The sequence below is a fragment of the Subdoligranulum sp. DSM 23681 genome (assembly GCF_057005535.1).
Genome location: NZ_CM168050.1, coordinates 1,406,000 through 1,423,848, shown reverse-complemented (window position 1 = coordinate 1,423,848; position 17,849 = coordinate 1,406,000). Strand labels below are relative to the sequence as shown.

The 17,849-nt window shown below is 61.5% G+C and carries 17 protein-coding genes and 1 tRNA gene; 11 read left to right on the top strand and 7 right to left on the bottom strand.

The window, feature by feature from the left end; all coding sequences use genetic code 11:
* Positions 1-36: 36 nt before the first annotated feature.
* On the bottom strand, positions 37-912 hold the full coding sequence (locus AC127K_RS06670; RefSeq protein ID WP_483722052.1) for a glycosyltransferase family 2 protein: 876 nt from the start codon (positions 910-912) through the stop codon (positions 37-39).
* Between the two features lie 132 nt (positions 913-1,044).
* On the opposite strand from AC127K_RS06670, the gene AC127K_RS06665 reads away from it, so the two are divergent.
* From AC127K_RS06665 to AC127K_RS06625, 9 genes are all read left to right on the top strand, one after another.
* Positions 1,045-2,547, top strand: a complete 1,503-nt coding sequence (locus AC127K_RS06665; protein ID WP_483722051.1) for a carboxypeptidase M32 — start codon at positions 1,045-1,047, stop codon at positions 2,545-2,547.
* A gap of 211 nt (positions 2,548-2,758) precedes the next feature.
* Positions 2,759-3,997, top strand: coding sequence for an argininosuccinate synthase (locus AC127K_RS06660; protein WP_294542210.1), 1,239 nt, complete (start codon positions 2,759-2,761; stop codon positions 3,995-3,997).
* Between the two features lie 112 nt (positions 3,998-4,109).
* On the top strand, positions 4,110-5,489 hold the full coding sequence (argH, locus tag AC127K_RS06655; RefSeq protein ID WP_294542207.1) for an argininosuccinate lyase: 1,380 nt from the start codon (positions 4,110-4,112) through the stop codon (positions 5,487-5,489).
* A gap of 21 nt (positions 5,490-5,510) precedes the next feature.
* Positions 5,511-6,452 carry an N-acetyl-gamma-glutamyl-phosphate reductase gene (gene argC / locus AC127K_RS06650; RefSeq protein WP_483722050.1) on the top strand — a complete coding sequence of 314 codons (942 nt, stop codon included), beginning with the start codon at positions 5,511-5,513 and terminating at the stop codon, positions 6,450-6,452.
* A gap of 39 nt (positions 6,453-6,491) precedes the next feature.
* The gene (gene argJ / locus AC127K_RS06645; protein WP_483722049.1) at positions 6,492-7,718 is read left to right on the top strand and encodes a bifunctional glutamate N-acetyltransferase/amino-acid acetyltransferase ArgJ; all 1,227 of its coding nucleotides are present in this window, start codon (positions 6,492-6,494) and stop codon (positions 7,716-7,718) included.
* Positions 7,719-7,740: 22 nt separating this feature from the next.
* The gene (gene argB / locus AC127K_RS06640) at positions 7,741-8,598 is read left to right on the top strand and encodes an acetylglutamate kinase (RefSeq protein WP_483722048.1); all 858 of its coding nucleotides are present in this window, start codon (positions 7,741-7,743) and stop codon (positions 8,596-8,598) included.
* Between the two features lie 21 nt (positions 8,599-8,619).
* Positions 8,620-9,798, top strand: coding sequence for an aspartate aminotransferase family protein (locus AC127K_RS06635; protein WP_483722047.1), 1,179 nt, complete (start codon positions 8,620-8,622; stop codon positions 9,796-9,798).
* A 153-nt stretch (positions 9,799-9,951) separates the two neighbouring features.
* A complete protein-coding gene (locus AC127K_RS06630; protein WP_483722046.1) occupies positions 9,952-10,470 on the top strand; it encodes a hypothetical protein in 519 nt (172 codons plus the stop codon).
* A gap of 297 nt (positions 10,471-10,767) precedes the next feature.
* Positions 10,768-10,859 (top strand) — tRNA-Ser (locus AC127K_RS06625).
* Between the two features lie 52 nt (positions 10,860-10,911).
* On the opposite strand, the gene AC127K_RS06620 is transcribed toward AC127K_RS06625, so the two are convergent.
* The 5 genes from AC127K_RS06620 to AC127K_RS06600 all read right to left on the bottom strand — a co-directional run bounded on the left by AC127K_RS06620 (position 10,912) and on the right by AC127K_RS06600 (position 15,410).
* On the bottom strand, positions 10,912-12,099 hold the full coding sequence (locus AC127K_RS06620; RefSeq protein ID WP_483722045.1) for a tyrosine-type recombinase/integrase: 1,188 nt from the start codon (positions 12,097-12,099) through the stop codon (positions 10,912-10,914).
* Between the two features lie 180 nt (positions 12,100-12,279).
* Positions 12,280-13,635 (bottom strand): relaxase/mobilization nuclease domain-containing protein, encoded by a 1,356-nt coding sequence (locus tag AC127K_RS06615; RefSeq protein WP_483722044.1) that lies wholly within the window; start codon positions 13,633-13,635, stop codon positions 12,280-12,282.
* A gap of 27 nt (positions 13,636-13,662) precedes the next feature.
* Positions 13,663-13,932, bottom strand: coding sequence for a plasmid mobilization protein (locus AC127K_RS06610; RefSeq protein WP_346670268.1), 270 nt, complete (start codon positions 13,930-13,932; stop codon positions 13,663-13,665).
* 105 nt (positions 13,933-14,037) lie between these two features.
* Positions 14,038-14,868 carry an AAA family ATPase gene (locus AC127K_RS06605; protein WP_483722043.1) on the bottom strand — a complete coding sequence of 277 codons (831 nt, stop codon included), beginning with the start codon at positions 14,866-14,868 and terminating at the stop codon, positions 14,038-14,040.
* Positions 14,869-15,137: 269 nt separating this feature from the next.
* Positions 15,138-15,410 carry a helix-turn-helix domain-containing protein gene (locus AC127K_RS06600; RefSeq protein ID WP_483722042.1) on the bottom strand — a complete coding sequence of 91 codons (273 nt, stop codon included), beginning with the start codon at positions 15,408-15,410 and terminating at the stop codon, positions 15,138-15,140.
* A gap of 259 nt (positions 15,411-15,669) precedes the next feature.
* On the opposite strand from AC127K_RS06600, the gene AC127K_RS06595 reads away from it, so the two are divergent.
* Entirely contained in the window at positions 15,670-16,182 is a 513-nt protein-coding gene (locus AC127K_RS06595; RefSeq protein ID WP_483722041.1) for a helix-turn-helix domain-containing protein, read from the top strand.
* 147 nt (positions 16,183-16,329) lie between these two features.
* Here AC127K_RS06595 and AC127K_RS06590 read toward each other — a convergent pair whose 3' ends face one another.
* Positions 16,330-16,953, bottom strand: coding sequence for a hypothetical protein (locus AC127K_RS06590; RefSeq protein WP_483722040.1), 624 nt, complete (start codon positions 16,951-16,953; stop codon positions 16,330-16,332).
* A 406-nt stretch (positions 16,954-17,359) separates the two neighbouring features.
* Here AC127K_RS06590 and AC127K_RS06585 point away from each other — a divergent pair, with 406 nt between their 5' ends.
* Entirely contained in the window at positions 17,360-17,845 is a 486-nt protein-coding gene (locus AC127K_RS06585; RefSeq protein WP_483722039.1) for a hypothetical protein, read from the top strand.
* Positions 17,846-17,849: the final 4 nt, after the last annotated feature.

The window sequence follows — 17,849 nt, the reverse complement described above, 5'->3', positions numbered from 1 at the left end:
ATGTCCGCCGGCGCAGACGGTTTTTATATTTTGTGTTCAGCTTTCGGCAATGCCGAAGAAGTACCGGTTCAGGCGGTATTTGTTGTCCTCATACAGCCCCAGGTCCCGGTACAGGTCCTTGTAATAGGTGAGCAGCTCCCACCGGGTGGTGAGTACCTTCACCGGGTTCAGGTTGTGCACCAGGCTGTCCGGGTTCTGCACATAATTGTAGATGGGGGTGGACAGGGCGTAGAACCGCTCGGCATACCGGATGAAGCTCAGGTTGAAGTAAAAGTCCTCGCTGTAATTCAGGTCCTCGCTGCACACCACGTCCGGGTGCTGGCGCACGATGTCCGCCCGGTAAAGCTTGTTCCACATGACCCCATAGTAAAAGCTGGCCGGTTCCTGCATCAGCCCGTAGGCAAACTGGGCCTTGCTCATGTACCCTTCCATGAGGAACCCGAAGGTCTGCACCTTGGTGAAGGGGTCAAATCCCGGGTCCACCTCCTCCGGCAGGGGCGGGGTGCGCTGGGCCCGCCATTCTTTGGGGGGCTCCACCCGGTTGTAGTGTGCAATGACCATATCGGCGGCGTGCTCCTCCGCTTTCTGCACCAGCAGCTCGGTGGCGTAGGGCTGGAGGGTGTCGTCCGCGTCCACAAACTGCAGATACTTGCCTTTGGCCGCCCGCATCCCCAGATTCCGGGTGGCGGACACCCCGCTGTTGGTCTTGTCGATGAGGGTGATGCGGTCATCCACCTTGGCGTACATGGCGCACACCGGGCCGCTCACGTCGCTGCTGCCGTCGTTGAGCAGCAGGATCTCCAGGTTGCGGTAGGTCTGGCGGCGAATGCTCTCCACACAGCGGGCAATGTGGTCCTTGGCGTTGTAGATGGGCACAATGATGCTCACCAGCGGCTGTTCGGCTCCGGACATACAGACACCCCTTTCTCTATATAAGGATGGATTTGTGTTTACCATACCACAAAACCGCCCGGGACACAATGGCACCGGGGCACAAACCGTGGTATACTGGAACCAGAATTTTTTTGCAGGAGGACCCCACCCATGCCCAACACCATTCCCGAAAAGCTCCGCACCCTGGAGGACAAGCTCTACGCCTGCCGCTACGCCCAGGCCCTCATGGGCTACGACGAAGCCACCGCCGCCCCCGCCCGCAGCGAGGACGGCCGCGCCAAGGCCGCCGAGGTGCTCAGCCGTATTTCCTTTGACGCCCTGGTCAACCCGGACACCGAAGCCCTGCTGAAAGAGGCCGAGGCCGCCGACATGGACGAGCGTACCGCCGCCGAGGTGCGGGAACTGCGCCGCCAGTACGACGCCATCGCCCGCATCCCCGCCGATGAGTACGCCGCCTTCACCGGGCTGGTGCAGCAGGCGGTGCCCGCCTGGGGCCGCGCCAAGCGGAGCAATGACTTCGACGCTTTTGCCCCGTACCTGGAAAAGATCGTGGCCGCCCTGCGCCGGCAGGCCGGGTACTTTGCCCCGGACAAGGACCCCTATGAAGCATGGCTGGACCGGTATGAGCGGGGGCTGACCATCGCCCGGTGCGATGCATTCTTCGCCGCCCTGCGGGGGGAGATCCTGCCCCTGCTGAAAGAAATCCAGCAGCGCGGCAAGCCGGTGCGCACCGACTTCCTGGACCGGGACTGGCCGCTGGAAGGCCAGCAGGAGCTGGCCCGGCGGATCATGGCCCTGTGGGGGCTGGACCCGGACCACTGCGTGCTGGATGAGAGCGAGCACCCCTTCACCGAGGGTTTCTGGCACGGGGATGTGCGCATCACCACCCATTATATGAAACGGGATGTGCTCAGCAGCCTGTACAGCGTGGCCCATGAGGGCGGCCACGCCCTGTATGAGCTGGGGGTGGACCCGGCCTGCGATTTCACCGTCCTGGGCGGCGGGGCCACCATGGGCCTGCACGAAAGCCAGAGCCGTCTGTTTGAGAACATGGTGGGCCGGTCCCGGGCCTTTATCCACTGGCTGTGGCCGGTGCTGCGGGAACTCTTCCCCGGCCAGACCGCCGACTTCACCGAGGAGGAACTCTACCGCGCCGCCAACCGGGCCGAAGCCAGCCTGATCCGCACCGAGGCGGACGAGCTGACCTACGCCTTGCACATCATGGTGCGGTACGAGCTGGAAAAGGCCCTGCTCCAGGGCACCCTGGCGGTCAAAGACCTGCCCGAAGCCTGGAACGCCAAGTATCAGGAATACCTGGGCATCCAGGTGCCGGACAACGCCCGGGGCGTTTTGCAGGACATCCACTGGGCCGGGGGCGATATGGGCTACTTCCCCAGCTACGCGTTGGGCAGCGCCTACGCCGCCCAGGCCTGGGACGACATCACCGCCAAACTGGGGGACGGGGTGCTGGAAGCCCACATCGAAAAGGGCGACCTGAGCCCGTTGAAGGACGCCCTGCACACCCGGCTGTGGCAGTACGGCAACAGCCGGGAACCGGCGGACCTGGTGAAAAGCCTGTGCGGCGGGGAGTTCGACCCCACCCACTACACCCGCTACCTGCGCCGCAAATACACCGACCTGTACGCCCTGTGAGCCCCAAACATTGCATAAAAATACAGAAAAACGCCCTGCAAATGCAAACCAACTGCAAATATATGGAAATTTATACAAAATTCTGCCCGCATGTGGGGTGAGTTTGTGGGAGTTTGTGCCTTGATTTTGGGAAAATGGCGTGTATAATAAGAAGCATCAGATGAATAAATATTCAGCTACGCGCTGTGAGAAGAGAGAAAGGGTGCTCACCATGAAAAAGAACAAGCAGGACATCAAGAAGGTCGTTCTGGCCTATTCCGGCGGTCTGGATACCTCCATCATCATCCCCTGGCTGAAGGAAAACTACAACAACTGTGAAGTCATCGCCGTTTCCGGCGACGTGGGCCAGGGCACCGAGCTGGACGGCCTGGAAGAGAAGGCCAAGAAGACCGGCGCTTCCAAGCTGTATGTGCTGGACCTGAAGAAGGATTACGTGGAAAACTACATCTGGCCCTGCCTGAAGGCCGGCGCCAAGTATGAGGACTACCTGCTGGGCACCTCCCACGCCCGCCCCTGCATCGCCAAGGCCCTGGCGGACATCGCCATCAAGGAAGGCGCCGACGCCATCTGCCACGGCTGCACCGGCAAGGGCAACGATCAGGTCCGGTTTGAGCTCACCCTCAAGGCCTTCGCCCCGGATATGACCATCATCGCCCCCTGGCGGGAATGGGACATCAAGAGCCGTGACGAGGAGATCGACTACGCCGAAGCCCACAACATCCCCCTGAAGATCAGCCGGGAGACCAACTACTCCAAGGACAAGAACCTGTGGCACCTGAGCCATGAGGGCCTGGACCTGGAAGATCCCAAGAACGAGCCCCAGTACAACAAGCCCGGGTTCCTGGAACTGGGCGTCAGCCCCGAACAGGCGCCCGACAAGCCCACCTATGTGACCATCCACTTTGAGAAAGGCGTGCCCACCGCCATTGACGGCAAGGAAATGGGCGCTGTGGAGATCGTGGAGACCCTGAACAAGCTGGGCGGCGAAAACGGCATCGGCCTGCTGGACATCGTGGAGAACCGGCTGGTGGGCATGAAGAGCCGCGGCGTGTACGAGACCCCCGGCGGCGCCATCCTGTACAAGGCCCACAACGTGCTGGAGACCATCACCCTGGACAAGGAGAGCGCCCACTTCAAGGAGATCGTGGCCCAGAAGATGGCCGATCTCGTCTACAACGGCCAGTGGTTCACCCCCCTGCGGGAAGCCATCAGCGCCTTTGTGGACCAGCTGGAAAAGACCGTCACCGGCGATGTGACCCTCAAGCTCTACAAGGGCAACATGATCAACGCCGGCGTCACCAGCCCCTTCACCCTCTACGACGAGCAGACCGCTTCCTTCGGTGAGGATGAGGACTACAACCAGGCCGACGCCACCGGCTTCATCAACCTGTTCGGCCTGCCCATCGCCGAGCGCGCCAAGCTGGCCAAAAAGTGGCCCGCCATCGACTGATTTCTGAAAGCAAAACCCAACAGCCAACCCGCCGCCGGGGAGGAATCTGCCTCCTTGGCGGCTTTGGCGTTCCTGAAAACTCCCTGATTGTACGGAAAGAGAGGTTATCTCCATGCCCCAACTTTGGCAGGGCCGCGCCAGCAAGGCGGTGGACAGCCGCGTCAATGACTTCAACTCCTCCATCCGGTTCGACGCCCGCATGATCGAACAGGACATCCGGGGCAGCCTGGTGCATTCCGCCATGCTGGGCGCCCAGGGCATCATCTCCGCCCAGGATGTGGAGGATATCCACAAAGGACTCCACTCCATTCTGGACGATCTGCACAGCGGCGCGCTGGAAATCGACCCCACCGCCGAGGACGTGCACACCTTTGTGGAACAGACCCTCACCGCCCGGGTGGGGGATGCGGGCAAGCGGCTGCACACCGGCCGCAGCCGCAACGACCAGGTGGCCCTGGACATCCGCCTCTACCTGCGGGACGCCGCCGCCACCCTGCAAAAGGAGATCAAAGACCTTATCGACGCCATCTGCCGGAAAGCCGAGGAGAGCGCGGGCTACGTCATGCCCGGTTACACCCACCTGCAGCGGGCCCAGCCGGTGAGCTTCGGCCACCAGCTCATGGCCTACGCCTGGATGCTCCTGCGGGACCTGGGCCGGATGCAGGACGCGGTGCGCCGGATGGACGCCGAATGCCCCCTGGGCTCCGGCGCTCTGGCCGGCACCACCTACCCCCTGGACCGGTTCTACACCGCCAGGGAGCTGGGCTTTGCGGCCCCCTGCCACAACTCCATTGATGGGGTGTCCGACCGGGATTTCTGCATCGAGCTCTGTGCCGCCATGGCCACCTGCATGATGCACCTCTCCCGTTTGTCGGAGGAGGTCATCCTCTGGTGCAGCTGGGAATTCCGGTTCGTGGAGCTGGACGACGCCTTCACCACCGGTTCCTCCATCATGCCCCAGAAGAAGAACCCCGATGTCACCGAGCTCATCCGGGGCAAGACCGGCCGGGTGTACGGGGACCTGAACACCCTGCTGGTCATGATGAAGGGCATCCCCCTGGCCTACGACAAGGATATGCAGGAGGACAAGGAGGCCATCTTCGACGCGGTGGACACCCTGGACCTCTGCCTGCGCACCCTGACCCCCATGCTGGCCACCATGACCCCCCGCCCGGAAAACATGCGCAAGGCGGCGGCCCACGGCTTCATCAACGCCACCGACTGCGCCGACTACCTGACCAAGAAGGGCATGCCCTTCCGGGATGCCTACAAGTGCACCGGCACCATGGTGGCCGCCTGCATCCGGGAAGGCAAGACCCTGGAAGAGATGTCCCTGGAAGAATTCCAGCGGTACAGCCCCCTCTTTGAGAAGGATGTGTATGAGGCCATCGACCTGACCCGCTGCTGCGAAGGCCGCACCAGCTACGGCGGCCCCACCAGGGCCAGCGTCCTTTCCCAGATCGCCGACGTGCGCGCCGCCCTGGCCCAATAAAAACCGAAACGGGTGTTTGCTGTGAAAAAGTATCGTATTTTTGTGGACGGGTCTTCCGGCACCACCGGCCTGCGCATTGCGTACCGTCTGGCCGCCCGCCCGGAATTTGAACTGCTGACCATCCCCGAAGCCGACCGCAAGGACCCCAATGCCCGGGCGGCGGTCATCAACCGGAGCGACCTGACTTTCCTCTGCCTGCCCGACGCGGCGGCCCGGGAGATCATCCCGCTGGTGAAAGAGGAGGTCCGCATCCTGGACACCTCCACCGCCCACCGCACCGCCTCCGGCTGGCTGTACGGCATGCCGGAGCTGGACAACACCCGCAAGGCCCTGAAAACCGCCACCCGGGTGGCGGTGCCCGGGTGCCACGCCTCCGGGTTCATCGCCCCGGTGGCGCCCCTGGTGCGCCGGGGCCTGCTGGCGCCGGAAGCCGCCCTGTGCTGCTTCAGCCTGACCGGGTATTCCGGCGGCGGCAAGTCCATGATCGCCCAGTATGAGGCCGACCGCACCGACGAAGGGTTGTACGCCCCCCGCCCCTACGGCCTGACGTTGCACCACAAGCACCTGCCCGAGATGATGGCCATCTGCGGCCTGCACACCGCCCCGGTCTTCTGCCCGGTGGTGGCCGACTACTACGCCGGCATGGAGACGGTGGTCCAGCTCCAGCGCAGCCAGCTGAACGGCGACGCCAAAGATCTGGCCTCCGTGCTGGCCGACTATTACGCCGGCAGTCCGGTCATCACCGTCCACCCGTTTGACCCCGACAATATGCCGGGGTTCCTGCCGTCCAACGCCCTGGCAGGCAAGGACAGCATGGAGATCTTCGTCACTGCCTCCCCGGACGGCGGCCAGATCCAGCTGATCAGCCGCTTCGACAACCTGGGCAAGGGGTCCTCCGGCGCGGCGGTGCAGTGCATGAACCTGATGCTGGGCCTGGAAGAAACCGAAGGTCTGGCTCTGTAATCCGCGGCAGTGTCCGCAACCTGAATGAGGGGGAGAAAGATGAACTTTACCACAATCGAGGGCGGCATCTGCGCGCCCCAGGGATTTTCCGCCGCGGGCATCCACTGCGGCATCCGGCATAACCACGCCAAACCGGACCTGGCCCTGATCAAAGCCGACGTGCGCTGTGCGGGCGCCGCCTGCTACACCACCAACAAGGTCTACGGGGCCCCCATCACGGTGGACCGGGAACACCTGGCCGACGGCTACGCCCAGGCCATCCTGGTCAACTCCGGCAACGCCAACACCTGCGCCCCCGGCGGGGTGGAGCTGGCCCGGGAAACCTGCCGTCTGGCCGCCCAGGCCCTGGGCGTGGACGAAGCCGACGTGCTGCCCGCCTCCACCGGCGTCATCGGTCAGGCCATGACCATCGCACCCTTTGCCTCCGGCATCCCGGCCTGCGCCGCCCAGCTGGCCCACAGCCCCCAGGGCAGCCTGAACGCCGCCTTTGCCATCATGACCACCGACACCCACCCCAAACAGGTGGCCGTGGAGTTCACCCTGGGCGGCAAGACCTGCCGTATGGGCGCCATCGCCAAGGGTTCCGGCATGATCCACCCCAACATGGCCACCATGCTGCTCTTCATCACCACCGACGCCGCCATGGAACCCGCCGTGCTCCAGAAGGCCCTGTCCAGCGTGGTGCCCGCCACCTTCAACCAGATCTCGGTGGACGGGGATACCTCCACCAACGATACCGTCCTGCTGCTGGCCTCCGGGTTGGCGGGCAATGACACCGTGGCCGCCGACAGCGAGGATTATGTCACCTTTGTGGCTGCCCTGACCCAGGTGGCCGAGACCCTCTGCCGGGAACTGGCCGGAGACGGGGAAGGGGCCACCAAGCTGCTGGAATGCGTCGTCACCGGCGCCCCCACCCTGCAGATCGCCCGGGATGTGTCCAAGAGCGTCATCCACTCCACCCTGTTCAAGGCCGCCATGTTCGGCGAGGACGCCAACTGGGGCCGGGTGCTGTGCGCCATCGGCTACACCCCCGGGGATTTCTCCATTGACAAGACCAGCGTGCGGCTGAAGAGCGCCGCCGGTGAGGTGCTGGTGTGCGAGAATGCTGCCCACCATATCTTCAGTGAGGAGGAAGCGGCCAGGATCCTCCAGGAGAGCGAGATCCAGATCCTGGTGGACCTGGGCTGCGGCGACGCCACGGCCAAGGCCTGGGGCTGCGACCTGACCTACGATTACGTCAAGATCAACGGGGATTACCGCACCTGAGCGGGCAGGGGAGAGGAAGAACATGAAGAACGAAGAGATGGCGCGGCTCTTTTCCGAAGCCACGCCCTATATCCAGAAATACCACGGCAAGACCCTGGTCATCAAGTACGGCGGCAACGCCATGGTCAACGGCCAGCTGAAACTGGCGGTGATGAACGACCTGGTCACTCTGACCCTGCTGGGGGTCCGGGTGGTGCTGGTCCACGGGGGCGGCCCCGCCATCAACGCCATGCTTACCAAGCTGGGCATTGAATCCAAGTTTGTGGGCGGCCTGCGCTACACCGACGCCGAGACCATGACCGTGGTCCAGCAGGTGCTGGCCGGGCAGGTGAACAAGGACCTGGTGGCCCTGCTCAAGGGCCGGGGCGTGGGGCTCTGCGGCATGGACGGCAACACCATCAGCTGCCGCCGCTACACCAAGGCCGACCTGGGCTTTGTGGGCGAGATCACCGGCATCAGCACCACCCTGATCAACCACCTGCTGGACGACCAGTTCATCCCGGTGGTGGCCACCGTGGGCATGGACCCGGAAAACGGGGTGCTCTACAACGTCAACGCCGACACCGCCGCCGCGGCCATCGCCGTGGCCCTGGGGGCGGAAAAGCTGGTCTCCATGACCGACATCACCGGCCTGCTGCGGGACAAAAACGATGATTCCACCCTCATCCCGGAGGTGGAGATTTCCGAGATCGAGGGCTACAAGGCCGAGGGCATCATTGCCGGGGGCATGCTGCCCAAGATCGACGGCATGGCCGACGCCATCCGCCGGGGGGTCAACGAGGCGGTCATCATCGACGGCCGGGTGCCCCACTCCATCCTGCTGGAAATGTTCTCCGACCGCGGTTCCGGTACCTTGTTCTATCGCGGCCACAACCGCTGAACTCCCAAGGAGGTTTCGTTCATGAATACCCAGAAGGTCATCGACCGGGACAACAAATACATCATGCACACCTACGGCCGCAGCCCCCTCGTCATTGAGCGGGGGGAGGGCATGACCGCCATCGACGCCGACGGCAAGCGCTACCTGGACTTTACCTCCGGCATCGGGGTTAACGCCCTGGGCTACGCCCATCCCGTCTGGCTCCAGGCCGTCACCGAGCAGGCCGCCAAGGTGCAGCACACCTCCAACCTGTACTACACCGCCCCCTGCGGCCGTCTGGCACGGCGCATCTGCCACCGCACCGGCCTGGACCGGGTGTTCTTCGGCAACTCCGGCGCCGAGGCCAACGAGGGCGCCATCAAATGCGCCCGCAAGTACAGCGTGGACACCTACGGCGAGGGCCGCAGCAAGGTCATCACCCTGGTGAACTCCTTCCACGGCCGTACCCTGGCCACCCTCACCGCCACCGGCCAGGATGTGTTCCACCATGACTTCGGGCCCTTCCCCGGGGAGTTCGCCTACGTCCCCGCCGGGGACTTTGCCGCCCTGGAAGCCGCTGCCGATGAACATACCTGCGCCGTCATGATGGAGCTGGTGCAGGGCGAGGGCGGCGTGGTGGCCCTGGACCCGGACTACGTCCATGCGGTGGCCGACCTGTGCGCCCAGAAGGACATCCTGCTCATTGTGGACGAGGTGCAGACCGGCGTGGGCCGCACCGGCAAGTTCCTGGCCTGCGGGAACTACCACCTCCACCCGGACATCGTCACCCTGGCCAAGGGCCTGGGGGGCGGGCTGCCCATCGGCGCGGTGGTCACCACCGAGAAGGTGGCTGCCCACATGGGCCCCGGCAGCCACGGCTCCACCTTCGGGGGCAACCCGGTGGTGTGTGCCGGCGCCTGTGCCGTGCTGGACACCATGGATGAGGAATTCATGCAGAACGTCAACGACTGCGCCGGCGCCCTGTGGACCGGGCTGCGCACCCTGCCCCATGTGGAGGGGGTCAGCGGTCTGGGCCTGATGATCGGCATCCAGCTGTCCGACGGCCTCAAAGCCGCCGACATCCGCGCCGCCTGCGAGAAGCAGGGCCTGCTGGTGCTCACCGCCAAGGACCGCATCCGGCTGCTGCCGCCGCTGATCCTCACCGAACAGGACGTGAAACAGGCCCTGGCCATCCTGCGCAAGGTGCTGGAGACCGCCTGAATTTCCGCAAAAACTGAACAGTCCTTCCGGGGGCATGCCGCAATTTTCTTGTGGCATGCCCCGTTTTGTTGTGGTATACTTATCCTGGGGACAGAGGCCGCAAGGACCGACCCCCGCCGTTTTGGGAATGTGCAATCAGGAGGAATGTCTGCAATGGGGATCATCCGCAAGATCCAGGCAAAAACAGGGGAAGCGCGGGCCAAGGAGAAGATCCGGCCGCTGGTGGAAAGCCGCATGATGCGGGATATTCTTTTGGAGATCGGCCAGCGGGGCAGCGAGGCCCTGGACCCCCAGTCGGTGCCCATGGACCAGCGGGCCCGGGCGTCCCGGCTGGCCAGCGAGTGCGGCATGGCCGGCATGCGCCAGAGCGTGGTGGACGAAGTGCGCCTGGACGCCGAGGGCATCACCCTGGTCTGCGGGGAGGAAAAGACCGCCTTCCTGTACAGCGATTACAACTACGAGAACATCGACGACACCGACTGCCTGCCCGCCGTGGCCCAATACCTGGTGGCCCATATGCGGGGGTATTACAACATCAGCTGCACCTTTGCGGCGGCCCCAAAACCCCACGGCCGGGGCGTGGGCCGCAAGACCCGGGAAGTGTTCATCCGCCGCCACCATGAGGAGACCCCCTTCGCCCCCGGTCCCATGCAGAAACAGCACCTGTTTTGAAGCCCCGACGCTCCGAAAAAGAGCGCCCCAGCGCGGGCAGCCCTTGACGCCGGGAAACCGGTTTGGTATAATAATTTGTACGCTGCGGCCCACCCGCAGCGTTATACGGAGCATTACTCAAGAGGTCGAAGAGGTCGCACTCGAAAGTTTGCAGCCCACTGGCCGATTCGTCCGTCAGGAATTGCGTGACGGCGGGATTTTTCAGGGGTATGCATCCGGTTTTTATCCGCTTATCTTGCATCGAAATCTTGCATTTTTCCGAAAGGTTTGCAAGGCGGTGCTGGAAAAATTAAATATGGAGATGTACTCAAGAGGTCGTAAGAGGGAGCACTCGAAATGCTTTAGGTCTCGAGAGAGGCGCGTGGGTTCGACTCCCACCATCTCCGCCAGAAGGACGTCCTGTCAGATATGACAGGACGTCTTTTTTACTCCCCGGTGGCGTTACCACCGGTTTTCCGGCAGCTCCTCTGGCAGCGGCAGCGCCTGTTCCATCGTGGCGGCGCTGAGCTGCTTTGATTGAGAATCCAGGTGGGCGTAGATGTTGGCTGTGGTGGAGATGTCACTGTGGCCCAGCCATTCCTGAATCTGCTTCATGGGTACCCCCTGCTTGAGCAGCAGGCTGGCGCAGGAGTGGCGCAAATCGTGGAAGCGGATCTTCCGCAGACCGTAGTCGGCCAACAGCTTGGCAAATCCGTCGGTCACCGCGTTGGGCAAGATGAGATTGCCCATCTCATCCACGAACAGGTAGCCCTTGTACTTCTGGTTGTAGCAGTTGCCGCAGAGCTTCTCGTTGTAGGCCTGCTGCTCTTTCAGCGCCCGCAGCCGCTGGGCAAAGCTGGCCACCAGGGGCAGGGTGCGCAGGCTGGACTTGGTCTTGGCCCGGTCGGCCTCCACCAGAACGTGTTTGCCCTCCAGGTTGGTGCAGGTCACGATGTGGCGGATGGTCAGGGTACCGGCCTCAAAGTCTACGGCATCCCACCGCAGGCCCAGCACCTCGCCCCGGCGCAGCCCGTAGAAGGCTGCAAACTGGATGATCAGTTCCAACCGGTGGCCCCGGGCGGCTTCGAACAGCTGCTCCATCTCCTCGGCGGTGTAGTAGGCGGCCATGTACTTCTCGGGTTTGGGCTGTTCCACCTTGTCCACCGGGTTGCCGGGAATGAGGTCCAGCTTCACGGCGTATTTCAGCGCCTTGTGCAGGTTGGCATGCTGCCGCAGTACGCTGGTGGCTTTCAGCGTTTCCAGCTCGTGGAGATAGAAACTCTGGATATGCCGTGCCTGCAGCCCGCCCAGCGTGATGCCGGTGGGCTCAAAGTAGGGAACGATGTGGTTCTTCACATTGAAGTTGTAGGAGGACCAGGTGGTCTCCTGCACGGCGGGGCGGATGATCTTCAGCCAGTAGAGCATATAGTCACTAAACAGCATATCGGGGCTCAGTTCCTCTTTGCGGTTGGGTTTGGGCGGCGTGAAGCTGCGGCGCAGTTCCCGCAGCATCTCCTCCGCCCGCTTTTTGTTGCCTTTCACAGGCAAGCCGGTGGCGTGCCAGGGCTGTTTGCGCTTACCGTCGGCACCGGTGTAGCTGAGCACCATGTAGTAATATCCGTTTTTCTCTTGCAGTCGGCCTGCTACCATAGGCATTTCTCCTTTCATACTCGTTTGTACGGTTTCCCGGGTCCAACACAACAATACCCGGAATCCCTGGCAAAAGCTAGTCACAAATCTACACAAGGATACGCCCTTGTTTTGGGTACGAATCTACCAAAGCGCCCGCGTCGGGAACTTCCCGGCGCGGGCTTTTGGTATGGTTGCGGTTCAGCGCTCCAGACTGCGGCGGCGCTTGCGGTGGCGGGCTTTTTCCTCGGCCCGCTGGCGGGCCTGCTCCTCCAACGCCTTGCGGCAGGCGGTGGTGGCTCGTACCCTCCGGAGAATCCTGTCACAGACTTCATCCTCGTGCCGCAGCTCCTTGATCTGGCGGGTCAGTTCGGTCCTGCGCTCGGCGGTGCCGGGAGGCGGAACCTTGTGCCGCAGCAGCCGCGCACAGTCGGTGCGCTCCTTGCAGAGAGCGTCGATCTGCGCCGTCAGTTTCCGGCGACGGGCCTCCACCTCGTCGGTGGTGTGGAAATCCCGGTCATAGCAGAGGTGCATCTCCTCCAGCGTGCGCTCCACGTTGCGCCAGATCGCTTCGATTTCCGGCCAGTTGATGGACGCCCGGGGATTCGGCTTGGCCTGCACCTTGTACCGGAAGTAGAGATACTTCCGGCCCAGGTGGGGCTTGCCGAAGAGTTCGTCCAGCAGACCTTTGTACCGCACCTTGGCCCAGGAACGGCAGGGGGAACGCCTGGGACGGTCATACCCACCGAACAGGCTGTAATAGTGGGGGCCGAACTGGTAATAGTGGGCGTCAAGCACCCGGGCCAGCGCGGGCCAGTCGAACTCCGGGCCCAGGCGATGCACCCGCACCGGGCGGCCGCCGTCCACCGAGCGAAGCGTGGCGTACTTGCGGCCCTCCTCCCGCCGCCACAGGTAGCCCATCCGACGCAGGGCCAGGGCAAAGTCCTCCTCGGTGCTGGTCTGCTGGAGGGCGGTTTGCAGAGCCTCCCGCATCCGGTTGTACCGGGTGGGTTCACCCCGGCGTTCCGCTTCGTAGAGGGGACGCGGTGTGCTCTTGCCGGGGGTCTGTACCACCGACAACCCCTGGGCCCGGCAGAGGGCATCGGAGGCGCGGCGCAGTTCCCGGTATTGGCTGCGGCGCTGCTCGTACTTTTTGCCATCCACATAGGACACTGCGTTGATGACAAAGTGGTTGTGCAAACAGTGAGTGTTCATGTGAGTGGCCACCAGCACCTGGAACCGCCCGCCCCATACCTGCCGGGCCAGCTCCACCCCGATGGCGTGGCACTGTTCGGGGGTTACCTCGCCGGACTGGAAACTCTGATAGGCGTGCATCGCCACCACGCCCTCGGTCTTGCCGAACTTCCGCTGTACCGCCCGCATATCCGCCCAGGCGGTTTCAGGGCGGCAATGAATGCCAGACACCAGTTTGGCGCTTTCCGGCAAGGTGGTCTTGGCGTCGTTCCCGGCGTAGTGCAGCGCCTGGGACAAGGCACCGTATTCGGTTTTCTCCGGGTTTGCGGCGTAGTCCACCACCCGGCGCAGGTTGTCCCGCACCGGCCAGATCTTGGTGACGGCCAGGAATTACTCCTTCGGCAGCAGGGCATCCCGGATCTGGTCTGTGGCCGCCCGGCAGGGGAGCGCGTCCCCGGGCGGCAGACGGTCCGCCAGCGCGTCCAGTTCTTCCAGAGCGGAAAACAAAGACGCGGGCGGATGAAACTGCGGTGTGTACCCCAGTGCCCGCTGCCGGAGATATTCCGACAGCGTCAGACCGCAGCGCCGGGCGGCGGATTCCATCCTGTGTTTTTCAGCCGGTGTCACCCGCACGTTGATGCCCACGGTGCGGTTTCTCACGAGGCAGTCTCCCGTGAGAAATCGGGGCCCGGGGTCGTCCCCGTAGAAGCGGCGGTGTCCGCCGCGGCGAAGGGTTGCCCGTCGGCAACACAAAGCCCATGCTCGCTACCGTGATGCGGCCCCGGTGGCGGTGCCTGTCCAGCTGTCGGCGCGCCAGACAAAGTCCGCCGCCCGCCACAGGTAGTCCGGAACGGCCTTCCGGACCTGCTCCTCAGCGGATTCCTCCTCCAACAACTGCCAGATGCAGTCCCGGGTCTGCAGATGGAGGGTGCAGCTGTCCATGTCACGGCCTGCCACCAGCAGCCGGGCCGTGTCGCTCATCCGCTGACGCTGCAGCAGCCAGATGGTGTCGGCGGCACCCATCAGGCCGTTGGACCCGGAAATCTGCTGGAACGGGTCGGATGCGTCCTGTTTGCGCAGATGATGCACCAGCAGCAACCCGATGCCGCGGCGGTCCGCCAGGAATTTCAGCGCACTCATATCCTGGTAATCGCTGGCGTATGCGCCGTTGTTCGGGTCAGCGGTGCGGACCTTCTGCAAGGTGTCGATGACCACCAGCCCGGTTTCAGGGTGCTGGGACAGGAATTTCTCGATCTGGAGTTCCAGACCGTCCCCGATGGCGCAGCTTCCGGTCTGGAAGTACAACCGGCTGGGAACGGAGTCCTCGGTCAGGCGGAACAAACGCCCCTGGATGCGGGCATAGGTATCCTCCAGACAGAGGTACAGTACGGTCTGTGGCTGGGTGGTGCGGCCCCAGATCTCGCCGCCCCGGGCCAGCTGCAGGCAAAGCCACAGGCACAGCCAACTTTTGCCTGCCTTGCTGGCACCGGCCAACAAGGAAAGCCCGGCGGGCAGCAGGCCGGGAATCAGCCACCGCACCGGCGGCAGCGGGGTGGAAAGTAGAGTTTCAGCGTCAATAGGTTCGTTTCTCTGCATAGCATACGCCTTCTTCTTGCTGGGCCACAGGCCGCCAAACGGGGCCCTGTGGCGCGACCTTTGCGACAATGCGGGTAACGTGCCCCCCGCCCGGCGGTGCGCGGCACGGCGCGGCTTTGGGCGGAGATGCGGAGTGAATCTTAGTAAGATTCACTTTGTCGGGAAAATCGCTTGCGTGAATCTTGTTAAGATACCTTTGGCCGCAATACAGTAGAAAGTGAATCATGCTATGATTCACTTTTCCTACGGCGGATTTCCAGTGAATCATGCTATGATTCACTTTGCAGGTCTTGCCCGGCAAAACCCGCCCCTTGTGCATTGGTCAGCAGATAGCGGATGACGTTGATTTTGGGAATCTTGTAGGCGTTGCCCAGTTTGAGGGCTCCGATTTCCCCTTCTCCCAGCAGATCATACGCCGCATGACGGCTGATGCCCAACATAGTTTGCAGTTGCCGGACCGTTACCACATCGGGATAGTCGGCAAACAGCAGGCCATAGCAGGCTTTCAGCTCTTTTTCCGGGATGAGGCGTTTCGCAGCCATGCGACCCTCATAGAATGGAAGTGTACGAATTGGATAATCATAGGAAAATCTCCTTTCTGTAATCATTTGCAAATGTTCTATTCAACTTTCGCAAATTTGATAAAGATATTATAGTTCGCAAAAATGCGAACGTCAATATATTTCGCAAATTTGTTACAATTTTCTTGTAAATCGGGGACGGGTAGGGTACAATGAATACAAAAAGACGCGTCCACGGGAAATCCGTGGACGCGATAACGGCTTGGAGAGGAGCAAAACCGTGACAACCGGCGAGAAAATCAAGCGGATACGCCGCCATCGGCAGATGACGCAGAAGGAACTGGGAGAAAAGATCGGACTGGGCGCAGGCGGTGCCAACCGCATTGCCCAGTATGAGATGGGGTACCGGATTCCCAAAAAGCCGCTGCTGGAGAAGATGGCTGAAGTACTGAACGTATCCGCGATGGCCTTGTCAGAAGGCGGAAACGGTGCAGCTGCCGATATGATGGAGCAACTGTTCTGGCTGGATGAGGAAGTGCCCGGTATTATCAACCTGATCCGTACACAGCGGTCCGAGACCCGGTACAATGCCAACCAGGATTTTTCGTTGCACTATGATGATAACGATGACTGGCCGCCGGACAGCCCTGTGGCCATGTGGTTCAATTCGACGGTCTTGAACGATTTCCTTAAAGACTGGGCGGAAGTGCAGCGGAAGCTTCGCCAAGGAGAAATTACCGAAGCGGAATACTTTGAGTGGAAGATTTGTTGGCCGGAGAGTGCAGACAAATAGGGAATAGCAGAAGTGCTTTTGTGAGAAAAGAGACCTGCCTTATAAAGTTGTGTGGATCTGTTGCTCTACAGTGAAATCTGAGACTTTGAAAGAGACCTATAGTGGCTTTGGTGTTTATTGGGGAAAATTTGATCTTTCGCACGATAATTAAGTTGTAAGTACACAGCAGCAGAAAAATTGCTTGTCTTGATTCTGTTGAACAAAAAAGGAGAGCTCTTCTCCGCGGTGGCAACCGAAATTCTGATCCGGCTCATTAAGTAAAGTGCCCTTCAGACTGTGCTCTTCCAGGCCGGTGATGCGAACCCAGCAACCTTCCGGCGAAAGACTCTCTTTGAACAGATAGACCAGTACATCATCAATGTAAGAAGGGTCACGGCTGGCATCCAGAAAATTCATCTGCCGGGTCTGTTCTACTTCCTGGCTTGCATCGTAGTGATGCAACTGTTCGATTTTGGTTGCGTGTTCAGCATAAAGGGAGCCGTCTTCATCCCTCAGAGCAAAAAACTCCTGCTCCATGACGGCACCAATGCGGAGAAAGGAGCGATAAGTGTCTGTGCCGTCAAAAAAGGTGACATTGTCCTTCTCTGCCACACCAACAGCCAGAATCTCCAGAGTCAGGCCGGCAAAACGGTCAATATAACCATACGTCAAGATACAGTTCCCCTGCTCGGCACCGGGGAAATTTTTTGTGACCTCTCGCAAGGTGTCTGTGAACATAAAAACAGTGAATTTCTTGTAGAAAGCACGGAATCCGGTTTCTTTGTATTTCATGGGGAATGTGGCCTCCTCTTCTGCAGTGACGGACGACATTTCTTTGCTTCTTTTCATTATAGCAGAAAGCTGGTCCGATAATGCGGATGGTCAGAACCTAAGGTGCACAAATGTGACTGAGAGTTAACCGCAGTTTGAAAGAGCAGGACCGCTATCTGGCAGTGGGGGCTTTGTGGGGATGCTCATCCAGTCTCCAGGCGTAGCTGTTGGCCAGTCGGTATACCTTGTCGATGCGGCAGGTATCGCTGATGACCAGCACCGATTTGCCGTCGATGGTATAGCTCTCCCCGTCCTTGGCAGCGGATGGGGAAACTCAAGGGCTACCCAGACCGGGTTTCCCTGCAAGGTTGCGATGCAGAGCGCCGTGGGTGTATGATGGAATAAATACTGGACGGAGGAAAACACTATGAAAGACAACAAGCTGGTGATTCCGGTGTTTTGGGCAGAAAAGCAGATGGAGGCGGAGGCTTTTTCAGCGTGGTGTCACCAAGAACTGGAAGCCCTGCAGACCTGCGCGTTGGGGAGGTCTTTCCGCGTGGGTGTAGTGCAGTTGGAGGATGACGATCAGACCAATGCCTTTGTGGCTGCGCAGGAACACCGGTGTGAAAGCAGCTTTGGCCAGACGGTGGTTCGCTTAAACCGGGAACAGAGTCGACGCGGGTGGTTTGTAAAACTTTTTCCCGAAATGCAGGCGGAGGGATTGCCCTGCCAGATTCTTTGTGTGGACCTGACCGGTGGCGATGCGCCGCTGCCCGAAGATGTGCCGGAATTGGCGGCGGTACTGGAATTTTTTGGCCGCTTTTGCGAAGAACAGGCCGTGGTATGGATTTTGACCCGGTGGGAGCAGGGCGGCCATCTGGCTGCAATGCTGGGGCAAGCCCTGGCGGACTGAAGAA

Excerpts from the sequence above, each read along its gene's own strand:
- AC127K_RS06585 (WP_483722039.1), top strand. The coding sequence starts at position 17,360 with ATGAAAGACAACAAGCTGGTGATTCCGGTGTTTTGGGCAGAAAAGCAG.
- AC127K_RS06590 (WP_483722040.1), bottom strand. The coding sequence starts at position 16,953 with ATGAAATACAAAGAAACCGGATTCCGTGCTTTCTACAAGAAATTCACT.
- argB (WP_483722048.1), top strand. The coding sequence starts at position 7,741 with ATGAAGAACGAAGAGATGGCGCGGCTCTTTTCCGAAGCCACGCCCTAT.
- AC127K_RS06600 (WP_483722042.1), bottom strand. The coding sequence starts at position 15,410 with ATGGCTGCGAAACGCCTCATCCCGGAAAAAGAGCTGAAAGCCTGCTAT.
- AC127K_RS06605 (WP_483722043.1), bottom strand. The coding sequence starts at position 14,868 with ATGCAGAGAAACGAACCTATTGACGCTGAAACTCTACTTTCCACCCCG.
- AC127K_RS06630 (WP_483722046.1), top strand. The coding sequence starts at position 9,952 with ATGGGGATCATCCGCAAGATCCAGGCAAAAACAGGGGAAGCGCGGGCC.
- AC127K_RS06670 (WP_483722052.1), bottom strand. The coding sequence starts at position 912 with ATGTCCGGAGCCGAACAGCCGCTGGTGAGCATCATTGTGCCCATCTAC.
- AC127K_RS06635 (WP_483722047.1), top strand. The coding sequence starts at position 8,620 with ATGAATACCCAGAAGGTCATCGACCGGGACAACAAATACATCATGCAC.
- AC127K_RS06620 (WP_483722045.1), bottom strand. The coding sequence starts at position 12,099 with ATGGTAGCAGGCCGACTGCAAGAGAAAAACGGATATTACTACATGGTG.
- argH (WP_294542207.1), top strand. The coding sequence starts at position 4,110 with ATGCCCCAACTTTGGCAGGGCCGCGCCAGCAAGGCGGTGGACAGCCGC.
- AC127K_RS06665 (WP_483722051.1), top strand. The coding sequence starts at position 1,045 with ATGCCCAACACCATTCCCGAAAAGCTCCGCACCCTGGAGGACAAGCTC.
- AC127K_RS06660 (WP_294542210.1), top strand. The coding sequence starts at position 2,759 with ATGAAAAAGAACAAGCAGGACATCAAGAAGGTCGTTCTGGCCTATTCC.
- argJ (WP_483722049.1), top strand. The coding sequence starts at position 6,492 with ATGAACTTTACCACAATCGAGGGCGGCATCTGCGCGCCCCAGGGATTT.